The organism is Streptomyces sp. NPDC001606 (assembly GCF_053596835.1).
In genome coordinates, this window is sequence record NZ_JBSFHC010000016.1 from 1 (window position 1) to 12809 (window position 12809).

At 70.4% G+C, this 12809-nt stretch carries 11 protein-coding genes; 7 read left to right on the forward strand and 4 right to left on the reverse strand.

Annotated features, from left to right (window positions below; genetic code table 11):
• Positions 1-149: 149 nt before the first annotated feature.
• Both ACWCV9_RS26075 and ACWCV9_RS26080 read right to left on the reverse strand, forming a co-directional pair.
• Positions 150-704 carry a methylated-DNA--[protein]-cysteine S-methyltransferase gene (locus tag ACWCV9_RS26075; protein WP_450790034.1) on the reverse strand — a complete coding sequence of 185 codons (555 nt, stop codon included), beginning with the start codon at positions 702-704 and terminating at the stop codon, positions 150-152.
• A complete protein-coding gene (locus ACWCV9_RS26080; RefSeq protein WP_450790036.1) occupies positions 635-1618 on the reverse strand; it encodes a glycerophosphodiester phosphodiesterase in 984 nt (327 codons plus the stop codon). Before ACWCV9_RS26080 ends, ACWCV9_RS26075 begins: the two co-directional genes overlap by 70 nt.
• A 279-nt stretch (positions 1619-1897) precedes the next feature.
• Here ACWCV9_RS26080 and ACWCV9_RS26085 point away from each other — a divergent pair, with 279 nt between their 5' ends.
• From ACWCV9_RS26085 to ACWCV9_RS26105, 5 genes are all read left to right on the forward strand, one after another.
• Positions 1898-2776, forward strand: a complete 879-nt coding sequence (locus ACWCV9_RS26085) for an MHYT domain-containing protein (RefSeq protein WP_450790038.1) — start codon at positions 1898-1900, stop codon at positions 2774-2776.
• A gap of 84 nt (positions 2777-2860) precedes the next feature.
• Complete coding sequence (gene uvrB, locus ACWCV9_RS26090) at positions 2861-5008, forward strand: excinuclease ABC subunit UvrB (RefSeq protein WP_450790040.1); 2148 nt, start codon at positions 2861-2863, stop codon at positions 5006-5008.
• 168 nt (positions 5009-5176) lie between these two features.
• Complete coding sequence (locus tag ACWCV9_RS26095; RefSeq protein ID WP_385843089.1) at positions 5177-5755, forward strand: TerD family protein; 579 nt, start codon at positions 5177-5179, stop codon at positions 5753-5755.
• 64 nt (positions 5756-5819) lie between these two features.
• The gene (locus ACWCV9_RS26100; protein ID WP_450790043.1) at positions 5820-7739 is read left to right on the forward strand and encodes a TerD family protein; all 1920 of its coding nucleotides are present in this window, start codon (positions 5820-5822) and stop codon (positions 7737-7739) included.
• Positions 7740-7961: 222 nt separating this feature from the next.
• Positions 7962-8951, forward strand: a complete 990-nt coding sequence (locus ACWCV9_RS26105; RefSeq protein ID WP_450790045.1) for a TerC/Alx family metal homeostasis membrane protein — start codon at positions 7962-7964, stop codon at positions 8949-8951.
• Positions 8952-8958: 7 nt separating this feature from the next.
• Here the strand turns inward: ACWCV9_RS26105 and ACWCV9_RS26110 are convergent, their stop codons facing one another.
• On the reverse strand, positions 8959-9483 hold the full coding sequence (locus tag ACWCV9_RS26110) for an EF-hand domain-containing protein (RefSeq protein ID WP_450790047.1): 525 nt from the start codon (positions 9481-9483) through the stop codon (positions 8959-8961).
• Positions 9484-9676: 193 nt separating this feature from the next.
• Between ACWCV9_RS26110 and ACWCV9_RS26115 the strand changes: the two genes are divergently transcribed.
• Positions 9677-10777, forward strand: coding sequence for a calcium:proton antiporter (locus ACWCV9_RS26115; RefSeq protein ID WP_450790049.1), 1101 nt, complete (start codon positions 9677-9679; stop codon positions 10775-10777).
• Here ACWCV9_RS26115 and ACWCV9_RS26120 read toward each other — a convergent pair.
• On the reverse strand, positions 10767-12038 hold the full coding sequence (locus tag ACWCV9_RS26120; protein ID WP_450790318.1) for an MFS transporter: 1272 nt from the start codon (positions 12036-12038) through the stop codon (positions 10767-10769). The genes ACWCV9_RS26115 and ACWCV9_RS26120 overlap by 11 nt on opposite strands.
• 209 nt (positions 12039-12247) lie before the next feature.
• On the opposite strand from ACWCV9_RS26120, the gene aroQ reads away from it, so the two are divergent.
• Positions 12248-12721, forward strand: a complete 474-nt coding sequence (gene aroQ / locus ACWCV9_RS26125) for a type II 3-dehydroquinate dehydratase (RefSeq protein ID WP_450790051.1) — start codon at positions 12248-12250, stop codon at positions 12719-12721.
• The last annotated feature ends 88 nt before the right edge of the window (positions 12722-12809 follow it).

Below are 12809 nucleotides of genomic sequence, written 5' to 3' on the forward strand. Positions count from 1 at the left end.
CGTCGCAATCCACACCGAACCGGAAGGCCCTCACCCGTTCAAGACCCCTCAGCCGAGACCTGGCCCACCCGTCCACAACCTCCCAGGACAGAACAACTAGGGCCTCTCTTTCGGATCTTGCCGGCGTCGTGGGCCCTCCCTGGCGGAGGTCAGAACAACGGCTGGGGCAGCACGCCTTCCAGGGCGAGCAGCTTCCGCTTGGTCTCCAGACCGCCCCCGAAGCCGCCGATGCCGCCGTCGCTCTCCACCACCCGGTGGCACGGCACGACCACCGGCAGGGGATTGGCGCCCATGGCCGCGCCCACCGCCTGCGCCGCACCGGGCTGCCCGACCCGGCCGGCCAGATCCCCGTACCCCACCACGGTGCCGTACGGGACGCCCGAGGCCAGCTCCCGCAGGACCTGCCGGTTGAAACCGGAGATCAGCGACCAGTCCAGCGGCAGGTCGAAGTCATGCCGCTCGCCCGCGAAGTACGCCCGCAGCTGGCCCATGGCCTCGGCCAGCAGCGGTGCGTCCGGGTCCTCCACGGGGTCGGCGCCCAGCCGGGCCGCCAGCCGCTCCAGGGTCCGCTCGCGCACCGCCTCGGTGGCATGGAAGACGACGTTGACCAGGCCGTCCCGGGTCGCGACCAGCATCAGCGGACCGATGTCGGTACCGGCCACCGCCCATACGATCCGCTGCTCATCCTGCCCATGGCTGTCCATGCGCCCACGGTACGGCCCCCCACTGACAACGCCTGCCCGGCCCGGTCCGCCAGCGCCGCCCGGACCACGTCGGGCTCGTTGGTGATCACCCCGTCGACACCCAGGCCCGCGGCCCTGCGGGCGGTGGCCGCGTCGTTCACTGTCCACGCGAAGACCCGAAGCGGCCTGCCGTGCGGCCCGTCGAAGGCGTGCACCGCCGCCACGTACCCCCGCGAGAGCGAGGTGTACGACGGATTGATCAGATCCGTGAAGCGCGCGTACCCGTGCAGCTGCGCCGCGGTGGGTGCGCCGAGGTAGGCGGTGGTCACGTCGGGATCCAGCCGGTGGACCGTGCGCACGCTGTCGGCGCTGAAGCTCTGCACGATGAGCCGCCGCAGGTGCGCGCGGTCCAGCCAGCCCTCGTCCCCGAGGAGCTTGAGGATCTGCTGCTCGATGCCTGGGTAGAGCTCCGGGTTCTTGACCTCCAGGAGCAGGTTCTCGTGGTTGTGCTCGATCCGGCGCATGTACTGCCGGAGCGTCGGCACGCGCGTGCCCGCGTAGGCGGACGAGAACCAGCTGCCCGCGTCCAGCCGGGCGATCTCCGCGGCGGTGAAGTCCTTCACCTTCCACGGCGCCCGGCCGGGAAAGACCTGCTCGACATCGGTGGTCCGGGCGAGGCCGGCGTCGTGGATGACGACCAGCTCGCCGTCCTTGGTGCGCTGCACATCGTTCTCGACCCAGGAGAAGCCCATCTCCGCGGCTTTGTCGATCGAGGCCAGCGTGTTCTCCGGCGCGTAGGCGGAAGCACCCCGATGGGCGATCACCGTGGGCTCGCCGACCTCACCCGCCCGGGCGTCGGATCCGGAGACGGAGGCCAGCAGGGCCACCGTGCCGAGGACCGCCGCGACCGTGGCGGCAACTACGCGCGCGTGCATCCGTACTCCTCGCGTCGAGCAAACACCGACAGCACCAGACTGACAGCAGAGGGTCAACGGCACCTGGGCGCACGACCGCCACAGATCGCACGAAGATGTCCAGGCCCGCTCACCGCTGCCGCACATCTGGGGCAAGGGCGTGTTTCTTTGCCGGAAAATCGTTCGACCATTCTGGTGGGGGTCATACTCTCTGCGACAACCCTGGCCGCCGACGCGGTCCTGGGACGGGGGGCGTTTTCGGGTATTCCGGGACAGAAGAGGGCGGAAGGGCAGCCGCGGATGCAAGGCACGGTCGACGGATTCAGCTACGGGGCCGTCACCCCATTGGTCGCCTATCTGATGGCCTGCCTCGGCGGTGCCCTCGGCCTGCGGTGCACCACCCGGTCCCTGCTGGTCACACACGCGCGGCGGCCCGCCTGGCTGGCCCTCGGCTCGGCCGCGATCGGCTCCGGCATATGGACCATGCACTTCGTCGCGATGATGGGCTTCTCCATCAAGGAAGCGCCGATCCACTACGACAAACCGATCACCTATGCGAGCCTCGGCCTGGCCATCGTGATGGTGGGCATCGGGATCTTCATCGTCGGTTACCGCGGCGCCACCGGCACCGCCCTCTTCACCGGAGGCACGATCACCGGTCTGGGCGTCGCCTCGATGCACTACCTGGGCATGGCCGGAGTGCGCTTCCACGGGCGGTTCACCTACAACACCGTCACCGTCGCCATCTCCGTCGTCATAGCCGTCGTCGCCGCCACCGCCGCGCTGTGGGCCGCCGGCCGCGTCCGCGGCTTTCTGTGGAGCGTGGGAGCGAGCCTGGTCATGGGGCTCGCCGTCAGCGGCATGCACTACACCGGAATGGCGGCCCTCGGCGTCCATCTCGACGGCGTCTCCCACGGCACCGCCGGTGCACCGGAGCCGTCCGTGCTCGCGCCCATGCTGATCGGCCCGCTCGCCTTCCTGCTGCTCGCCGGAGTCGTCGTGGTCTTCGATCCGTCGATGGTCGCGGGCCGGCCCGGTCTCCGGCCCGCCGAACACAAGCCCGGCGTTCCGGCCGCCGCCGTCGCCTCCCACCCGGAGCGCCGCCCGGCGCCACCCGAAGGCGCCAGGCCGGTCCGCCGCCCCGAGCACCACGGCTCCCGCACCCCGCAGAACCGCTGATCCCAACCCGCGGAACCGGGGCCGGACCCGAGCGGAACCGCTGATCGGGACCTGTTGTCAGTGCGGGGTCGTACGGTGGATGGCATGCGGCCCGTTTCCCACATCGAACGCACGGTGGCGCCCTTCGAGGTCGTCAGCCCCTACCAGCCCAGCGGCGACCAGCCGACAGCCATCGCCGACCTGGCCAAGCGCATCGAGGCCGGTGAGAAGGACGTCGTCCTGCTGGGCGCGACCGGCACCGGCAAGTCCGCCACCACCGCGTGGATGATCGAGAAGCTCCAGCGGCCCACCCTGGTGATGGCACCGAACAAGACCCTGGCCGCCCAGCTGGCCAACGAGTTCCGCGAGCTGTTGCCGAACAACGCGGTCGAGTACTTCGTCTCGTACTACGACTACTACCAGCCCGAGGCCTACGTTCCGCAGTCGGACACCTACATCGAGAAGGACTCCTCGATCAACGAGGAGGTCGAGCGCCTGCGCCACTCGGCGACCAACTCCCTGCTCACCCGCCGCGATGTCATCGTCGTCGCCTCGGTGTCCTGCATCTACGGCCTCGGCACTCCGCAGGAGTACGTGGACCGGATGGTCCCGCTGAGGGTCGGCGACGAGATCGACCGGGACGAACTGCTGCGCCGCTTCGTCGACATCCAGTACACGCGCAACGACATGGCCTTCGCCCGGGGCACCTTCCGGGTCCGCGGCGACACCATCGAGATCTTCCCGGTCTACGAGGAGCTGGCCGTCCGCATCGAGATGTTCGGCGACGAGATCGAGGCGCTGTCCACCCTGCACCCGCTCACCGGCGAGATCATCAGCGACGACCAGCAGCTCTACGTCTTCCCCGCCTCCCACTACGTGGCCGGTCCCGAACGCATGGAGCGGGCCGTCAACGACATCGAGAAGGAACTGGGGGAGCGCCTCGCCGAGCTGGAGAAGCAGGGCAAGCTCCTGGAGGCCCAGCGGCTGCGGATGCGCACCACCTACGACATCGAGATGCTCCGCCAGATCGGCACCTGCTCCGGCGTGGAGAACTACTCGATGCACTTCGACGGCCGCTCGCCCGGCTCCCCACCCAACACCCTGCTGGACTACTTCCCGGACGACTTCCTGCTCGTCATCGACGAGTCCCACGTCACCGTGCCGCAGATCGGCGCCATGTACGAAGGCGACGCCTCTCGTAAGCGCACCCTCGTGGATCACGGCTTCCGCCTGCCCTCCGCACTGGACAACCGCCCCCTGAAGTGGGAGGAGTTCCAGGAGCGCATCGGGCAGACCGTCTACCTCTCGGCCACCCCGGGCGCCTACGAGCTCTCGCGCTCCAACGGCGTCGTCGAGCAGATCATCCGCCCGACCGGCCTGGTCGACCCCGAGGTCGTGGTAAAGCCCACCGAGGGCCAGATCGACGACCTGGTGCACGAGATCCGCAAGCGCACCGAGAAGGACGAGCGCGTCCTGGTCACCACGCTGACCAAGAAGATGGCCGAGGACCTCACCGACTACTTCCTGGAACTCGGCATCCAGGTGCGCTACCTGCACAGCGACGTCGACACCCTGCGCCGGGTCGAGCTGCTGCGCGAACTGCGCTCCGGTGAGTACGACGTCCTGGTCGGCATCAACCTCCTGCGCGAGGGCCTCGACCTGCCCGAGGTGTCCCTCGTGGCCATCCTCGACGCCGACAAGGAGGGCTTCCTGCGCTCCGGCACCTCGCTGATCCAGACCATCGGCCGCGCGGCGCGCAATGTCTCCGGCCAGGTCCATATGTACGCCGACAAGATCACCCCGGCGATGGAGCGGGCCATCGACGAGACCAACCGCCGCCGGGAGAAGCAGATCGCCTACAACAAGGCCAACGGCATCGACCCGCAGCCACTGCGCAAGAAGATCAACGACATCGTCGCGCAGATCGCGCGCGAGGAGATCGACACCGAGCAGCTCCTCGGCTCCGGCTACCGCAAGTCCAAGGACGGCAAGGGCGCCAAGGCACCCGTACCGTCGCTGGGCGACAAGGCGGCAAAGGGAGCGAAGACCGGAAAGGCCACCAAATCGGCTCAGGGCAAGGCGGTGCCCACGGACCGACCGGCGGCCGAACTCGCCGAGCAGATCGAGGCGATGACCGAGCGGATGCGCGCCGCGGCGGCGGAGCTCCAGTTCGAGATCGCCGCCCGGCTGCGCGACGAGGTGTCGGAGATGAAGAAGGAGCTGCGCCAGATGCGGGAGGCAGGCATCGCCTGAACCCCGCCACCGTGCCGGACCTCGGGCGTTTGCGTATGTCAGGTGTCAAGTGTTGCAACACCGACACAAAGCGCGGGCCGGGGTTCGGCACTGTCGGTGCCCCTGCGTAGGGTTCTGGACAACCGCGCAGTGCGCGGCAACAGGGGACCATCGAGAGGGGATTCAGCCGTGTCCGTCAACTTGACCAAGGGTCAGGCCATCAGCCTGGAGAAGAAGGACGGAGGCTCCCTGACCGCGGTCCGCATGGGACTCGGCTGGCAGGCGGCGAAGCGGCGCGGTCTGTTCGGTTCGCGCACCAAGGAGATCGACCTGGACGCCTCCGCGGTGCTCTTCGCCGAGAAGCAGCCGGTCGACGTCGTCTTCTTCCGTCACCTGGTGAGCGACGACGGTTCCGTGCGCCACACCGGTGACAACCTGGTCGGCGGCGTCGGCCAGGGCGGGGACGACGAGGCGATCCTGGTGGACCTCCAGCGGGTCCCGGTCCACGTCGACCAGATCGTCTTCACCGTGAACTCCTTCACGGGCCAGACCTTCCAGGAGGTGCAGAACGCGTTCTGCCGCCTCGTGGACGAGACCACCGGTCAGGAGCTGGCCCGCTACACGCTGGACGGCGGCGGCGACTACACCGCCCAGATCATGGCCAAGGTGCACCGTGCCGGCACGGGCTGGACGATGACCGCGCTCGGCAACCCGGCCCAGGGCCGCACGTTCCAGGACCTCATGCCGGCGATCCTGCCGCTTCTCTGACACCACACCGCCCGCACCGGCGGGCAGGCGCGACGACAACACGACACGGGGGGGGGCCACGGCGATGACGGCCGAGCTGGTGCGGGGGCAGAACCACCCGCTGTCCCAGAACCGGCTGGAGATCCGGATCTCGGCCGGAGTGCCGGTCCTGGTCGGAGCGACGCTCGGCGACGAGAGCGGCACGGTACACGGCCCCCAATGGGTGGCCCACCCCGGCGCCCCCGAGCTGCCCGGGGTGGTGGTGTCCCACCGGATCGCCGCCGAGCATCGCCTGGCCGTCGACCTGACCGCCGTACCCGAGGCCGTGCACCGCGTCGACGTGTTCCTCGCCCTGCCCACCGGGACCGGCGGCCCGCTCCGGTTCGGTGCCGCGCCCGCCCCGCACACCACCGTCAACGGGCCCGACGGCACCGAAGTCGCCTGCTTCACCCTCACCGGCCTCGACACCGAGACGGCCGTGCTCGCCCTGGAGCTGTACCGCCGGCAGGGCGGCTGGAAGGTGCGCGCCACGGGCCAGGGCTATGCCGGCGGTCTCCCGGCGCTCTTCACCGACCGGGGACTGCCCGAGGCGGACCGGCTCGCAGCCACCGTCCAGACCGCCCCCGCGGCACCCGCACCGTCCGCCGTGCCCACACCCCAGGACGTTCCGACCGCGGGGGCAACTGCCGCGATGCCGACGCCGTCGTACGACTCCCGGCCCGCGCAGCACCCGTACGACACGGGCCGGAGCCCCCTCGACACCCAGGCGCCGGGCACCGATGCGCACGCGACGGGCATGCCGGTCGACTACACGCACCCCGGCCGCCGTCTCTCCACCACCCCGCCGCCCGCCGCCCCGGACAGCGACGCGCAGCCCGGCGCGCCCGTCGCGGGCGATGCCGTGGGCTGGTCGATGGAGGAGCGGCTGTACAACCAGGTGTGGGGCATGTTCGAGGACCTGGCCCGCACCACGGCGGCATACCGCAGCGCCGTCGACTTCGCCGACTCCCGTCTGGACAAGGAGCTGGAGCAGGCCCTCGCCGACCCGGCCGTCCGGCTCGGAGCCGGGGGCGACACCGTACGCGATGCGGCCCATGCCCGCCGGGCCCAGCTCGTCGACCAGGCGCGCGCTGCTCTCGACCGTGACCTCGCCCAGCTCACCGCGGAGTCCGAGGTGGTCGAGCCCGCGCTTCCGCCCGCCTACGCCCGCTGGGACAACCCGGTCTGGCACGGTTACCGGGTGCCCACCGAGCCGCCGATGGCTCTCCGGCTCGGCGATCTCCACCTCCCGGAGAGCACCCCGCTGCGCATTCCCCTGCTGGTGCGGCTGCCGCTGGAGCGCGGCCTGTGGATCGACAGCGGCCCGGCGGCCCTCACCGGCTCCGTCCCGGACTCGGCGGAGCTGCGGCATCTGGCCATGGAGGCGGCGGTGTCGGTCGCGGCGCGGCTGCTCGCCGTTCATCCGGCGGGCGAGTTCGGTGTGCAGGTCGTCGACCCGGCCGGCGCCGGGGCGCGGGCGCTGTTCCCGCTGACCCGGGCGCGGGTGCTGGCCGCCCCGCCCGCGGCCGGGGCGGCCGGCGTCACCGCCGCGCTGGAGAGGCTCACCCGGCGGGTCGACCTGGTGCAGATGGCGGTGCGGGGCGGCGCGCCGGAGGCACTGCCCGACGATCTCGACACCGCCCGGCAGCTGCTGATCGTCAATGACTTCCCGCACGGTTTCGACGACCGGGCCGTGACCCGGCTGCGCTATCTCGCCGACGAGGGTCCGGCCGTCGGTGTGCACCTGCTGCTGGTGGCGGACCGGGAGGACTCCGCTGCCTACGGCCCGTTGCTCGACCCGCTGTGGCGTTCGCTGATGCGACTCACCCCCGTCCCCGACGACCACCTCGCCGACCCCTGGGTCGGCCATGCATGGACCTACGAACCCGCTCTGGTGCCGAGGGGCAGCCGGATCCTGGAGCAGGTGCTGACCGAGGTCGCCACAGCGAGAATCAAGGACAGGTAAAGCGCTCTGATCAGCGAGTTTGATTCTTTCTTTGCCTTTGCCTTTACCTTTCCTTGGTGATTGGGGTACTGTCTTCCGTACGGAGGGGAGTACTCCCTGACTGCGGCGCACCCGTCAGTACGGACCGGTTCCGGTCCCGGGGCGCCGGCCCCGCACGGGTGGAAGAGACCTCCGGCAGCGACAACGCTGACGTGTTTGCCGTGACGCACTGCCGGAGGTGCCGTGGAAGTCTCCCTGACCCTGTGGGTCCTTACCGTTGTGGGCCTCGCCGCCCTGATCGCCGTCGACTTCCTCATCGGCCGCAAGCCGCATGAGGTGTCCGTTAAGGAAGCCGGAATCTGGACCGTCGTCTGGATCGTCCTCGCCGGGCTCTTCGGCCTCGGTCTGCTCGTCTTCGGCGGCGGACGACCGACCGGCGAGTTCTTCGCGGGCTTCATCACCGAGAAGTCGCTGAGCGTCGACAACCTCTTCGTCTTCGTCCTGATCATGGCGAAGTTCGCCGTGCCGACCCGGTATCAGCAGCGGGTCCTGCTCGTCGGCGTCCTCATAGCCCTGGTCCTGCGGGCTGTCTTCATCGCCGCCGGAGCCGCGATCATCGCGAGCTTCTCCTGGGTGTTCTACCTCTTCGGCGCCTTCCTCGTCTGGACCGCCTGGAAGCTCGTCCAGGAGGCCCGCGCGGACAAGGAGAACGAGGAGTTCGAGGAGAACAAGCTGCTGAAGGCCGCCGAGCGCAGGTTCGGCGTGGCGGACCGGTACCACGGCACCAAGCTGTGGATCCGGCAGAACGGCAAGCGGGTCATGACCCCGATGCTGGTCGTGATGCTCGCCATCGGCACCACCGACGTCCTGTTCGCCCTCGACTCCATACCCGCGATCTTCGGCCTGACCCAGGACCCGTACATCGTCTTCACCGCCAACGCCTTCGCCCTGATGGGTCTGCGACAGCTGTACTTCCTCATCGGCGGCCTGCTGAAGAAGCTGGTCCACCTCTCCTACGGCCTGTCGATCATCCTGGGCTTCATCGGCGTCAAGCTGGTGCTGCACGCACTGCACGAGTCCGGGGTCCCTGTCCCCGAGATCAGCATCCCGGTCTCGCTCGGCGTGATCTGCGCCGTCCTGGTGGTCACGACGATCACCAGCCTGCTGGCCTCCCGGAAGCAGGCGGCCGCCGAGGAGGAGCCCCTCGTCCGCGACCGGGCTTCAGCGGGCTGAGCGCCGGTCAGTCGTCGCCGTACACGGCGGCCATCGGGGAGACACCCGTCGTGACGAACTCCCGGATTCCCGTCAGGTAGGTGTCGCGGTCGACGAATCCGTCGCCGTCGGTGTCGAGATCGTCGAAGGCGGCGTCGGCGTGCGTCCCCGTGTTCCCGGCCGCCACCCGCAGACGGGTGAACTCCTCCCGGTTCAACCGCCCGTCGCCATCGAGGTCGGCGAGGTCGAACAGCGAACCCAGGGCGGGCCGGCAGGAGCGCTCGAACGCGTCGTGGCCCGCCCACGTCCGGTACTCCTCGAAGCTCACCCGGCCGTCGCCGTCGGCGTCCATGTCCTGCCAGACCGCTTCATGAGCAGCGCGTGCGGCCGTGACGACCGGGTGACCGGCGTCGCGGCCCGTGGCCGCGGCCACGCGGTCCACCCTGGCGAGGTACTCCGCCGTGGTGATCAGACCGTCACCGTCCACGTCCAGCATGGCGAAGATGCGGTGCTTGGCGGAGTCGGACACCGAAACGGCGCTTGCTTCAGTCATGCGTCTCACCTCTGTCAGTCCTGCAACACAGCCGAGTCGATCATGCGGAGCCGTCCATGAGGCCGAACGCGCCGAAGCTTCACTCCGAGGAGTTACCCGGTGGGTGGACCGGACCAGCCGAGCGCCCCGCCCACCGAAGACCGCCCGAAACGAGCGACATGCGAACCCCGCACGGCTCTGCGACGATCACCACATGATCACTCGGCCGCGATCGCCCGCCGTGCAGTGGACGACCCTCGCGCCGGTGCTCGCCGTCGTCCTGCTGGCCTTCACCTGGGGCCGTCCTCTGCCCGACGCTGTCGTCGCCCTGGTGAGCGTGGTGCTCGCCGGCTCGGTCCTGGCGGCCGTGCACCACGCCGAGGTGGTCGCCCACCGCGTCGGCGAACCCTTCGGTTCCCTGGTTCTCGCGATCGCCGTCACGATCATCGAGGTGGCCCTGATCGTCACCCTGATGGCCGACGGCGGACCCAAGAGTGCCACCCTGGCAAGGGACACCGTCTTCGCCGCCGTGATGATCACCTGCAACGGCATCCTCGGGCTGTGCCTGCTCTTCGCCTCCCTGCGGCACGGCATCGCCGTCTTCAACCCCGAGGGCACCGGCGCCGCCCTGGCCACCGTGGCCACGCTGGCCACCCTCAGCCTGGTGCTGCCGACCTTCACCACCAGCAGGCCCGGCCCTGAGTTCTCCGCCGGCCAACTGACGTTCGCCGCGGTGTCGTCACTCGCCCTGTACGGCCTGTTCGTGGCCACCGAGACCGTGCGCCACCGCGACTACTTCCTGCCCGTCACCCGCCAGGGCGAGGTCATCACCGCCGACGACCACGCCCAACCCCCCTCCGCGCGCACCGCCTGGACCAGCCTCGGGCTGCTCGCGCTCGCACTGGTCGGCGTGGTGGGCCTGGCCAAGGGCGTCTCGCCCGCCCTCGAGTCGGGGGTGAAGGCGGCGGGCCTGCCGCACGCCGTGGTGGGCGTGATCATCGCCCTGCTCGTCCTGCTGCCCGAGACGATCGCCGCACTGCGCGCGGCCCGGCGCGATCGTGTACAGACCAGTCTCAATCTCGCCCTCGGCTCCGCGATGGCCAGCATCGGCCTCACCATCCCGGCCGTGGCGCTCGCCACCGTCTGGCTGTCCGGGCCCCTCGTCCTCGGGCTCGGCGCCAGCCATATGCTGCTGCTCGCGCTCACCATGGTGGTCGGCACGCTGACCGTGGTGCCGGGGCGCGCCACGCCCCTCCAGGGCGGCGTCCACCTGATCGTCTTCGCGGCCTATCTGGAACTGGCGGTCAGCCCATGACCGGTTCCGCCGCCGGCACCGGCGCCGGCCTGGTCTCCGGCAGCAACGCGAAGCACCCCAGGCTGAAGAGCGCGACCCCCGTCAGATAGAGGCCCACCCCCCACGGCACACGGCCCCCGTGCGCCGCGAGAGCGGTGGCCACGATCGGGGTGAGCGCGCCACCGAGGACCCCGCCCAGGTTGTAGCTGACCGCCGCGCCGGTGCAGCGCACCCGCGCCTCGAACAGCTCCGGCAGATAGGCGGCGGTCACCGCGACGATGGTGACGAAGGCCAGCAGCGCGCCCAGGATGCCGAGGAACATGGGCAGCGGCCTGCCGGTCGCGAGCAGCGCGACCATCGGCAGCATCCACACGGCACACGCGGCACACCCCGTCAGACACATGATCCGGCGCCCGTACCGGTCGCCGAGCACGGCCGCGACCGGCGTGCACGCGCCGTTCACCACCACCGCGGCCATGACACAGCCCAGCATGACCCCGCGGCCCACCCCGAGCTGCTCCGTCGCGTAGGCCAGGGACCAGGTCGTCACCGCGTAGAACACCGCGTACCCGACCGACAGCGCCCCGGCCGCCAGCAGCACCAGCCGCCCGTGACGCCGTACGACCTCCACCAGCGGCACGCGCGCGTGGTCGTCGATTTCCAGGAACCGAGGGCTCTCCGCGAGCGACGAGCGCAGCCACAGCCCGGCCACCGCCAGCACCCCGGCCACCCAGAACGGCACCCGCCAGCCCCACCGCGCGAACTCCGCGTCGGACAGCGCCGCCGACAGCGCGAGCATCACCCCGTTGGCCAGGACGAAGCCCACCGCGGACCCCATCTGCGGGATGCTCGACCACAGCACGCGCCGCCCGGCCGGCGCGTGCTCCCCGGCCAGCAGGACGGCACCGCCCCACTCGCCGCCCAGCCCCAGTCCTTGCAGGAAGCGCAGCACGAGCAGCAGCAAGGGCGCGACGAGACCGATCGTCCGGTACGAGGGGACACAGCCCACCGCCACCGTCGAGGCACCGGTGAGCAGCAGCGAGGCCACGAGCACCGGCCGCCGTCCGCGCCGGTCCCCGATGTGCCCGAACAGCACCGAGCCCAACGGCCGGGCCACGAAACCCACCCCGAACGTCCCGAACGCCGCCAGTGTCCCCGCGAGCGTCGAGAACGTCGGAAAGAACAGCGGCCCCAGCACCAGGGCCGCCGCGGTGCTGTAGGCGAAGAAGTCGTAGTACTCGATCGCGGTGCCGACGAGCGAGGCGGCGGCGAGCCGCGGCAAGGACGGGGTGCTCACGGTAAGTGCATCGGCCATGCTCTGTTCAACCACACGCTGTAATCGCGGGTTACGGGGGCGCTCGGGGGTGATCGGCGGGTGCGGCGCGCGCCGTGGCCACCGGCGCACCGGGCCCGGTACCCGCCGCCGGTCACCGTGATACACCGGGTGCGAGCAGCGGTCGTAGACAACCGCCCCGACGGACCGGAGGAACCGTGCCCCGCACCCTGGCCAACGCCCCGATCATGATCCTCAACGGGCCCAACCTGAACCTGCTCGGGCAGCGCCAGCCCGAGATCTACGGCAGGGACACACTGGCCGACGTGGAGGCGATGTGCGCCAAGGCGGCGGCCGCGCACGGCGGCACGGTGGACCTCCGGCAGTCCAACCACGAGGGCGAGCTGGTCGACTGGATCCACGAGGCCCGGCTGAACCACTGCGGGATCGTCATCAACCCCGGCGCCTACTCGCACACGTCGGTCGCGATCCTGGACGCGCTCAACACCTGCGACGGCATGCCCGTGGTGGAGGTGCACATCTCCAACATCCACCAGCGCGAGTCGTTCCGGCACCACTCCTACGTCTCACTCCGTGCCGACGGCGTGATCGCGGGCTGCGGAGTGCAGGGATACGTGTTCGGTGTGGAGCGGGTCGCCGCCCTGGTGGGCGCCGCGCAGGCCGACGCGTAGCGGCCCGCGCGGCCTAGGGCCTCTCTTTCGGATCTTGCCGGCGTCCAGAAAGGCGCCGGCGCCGCAGCCGACCTGATCCGAAAGAGAG

Coding starts and splice junctions, on each gene's coding strand:
- uvrB (WP_450790040.1), top strand. CDS start 2,861: ATGCGGCCCGTTTCCCACATCGAACGCACGGTGGCGCCCTTCGAGGTC.
- ACWCV9_RS26080 (WP_450790036.1), bottom strand. CDS start 1,618: ATGCACGCGCGCGTAGTTGCCGCCACGGTCGCGGCGGTCCTCGGCACG.
- ACWCV9_RS26115 (WP_450790049.1), top strand. CDS start 9,677: ATGATCACTCGGCCGCGATCGCCCGCCGTGCAGTGGACGACCCTCGCG.
- ACWCV9_RS26100 (WP_450790043.1), top strand. CDS start 5,820: ATGACGGCCGAGCTGGTGCGGGGGCAGAACCACCCGCTGTCCCAGAAC.
- ACWCV9_RS26110 (WP_450790047.1), bottom strand. CDS start 9,483: ATGACTGAAGCAAGCGCCGTTTCGGTGTCCGACTCCGCCAAGCACCGC.
- ACWCV9_RS26075 (WP_450790034.1), bottom strand. CDS start 704: ATGGACAGCCATGGGCAGGATGAGCAGCGGATCGTATGGGCGGTGGCC.
- ACWCV9_RS26085 (WP_450790038.1), top strand. CDS start 1,898: ATGCAAGGCACGGTCGACGGATTCAGCTACGGGGCCGTCACCCCATTG.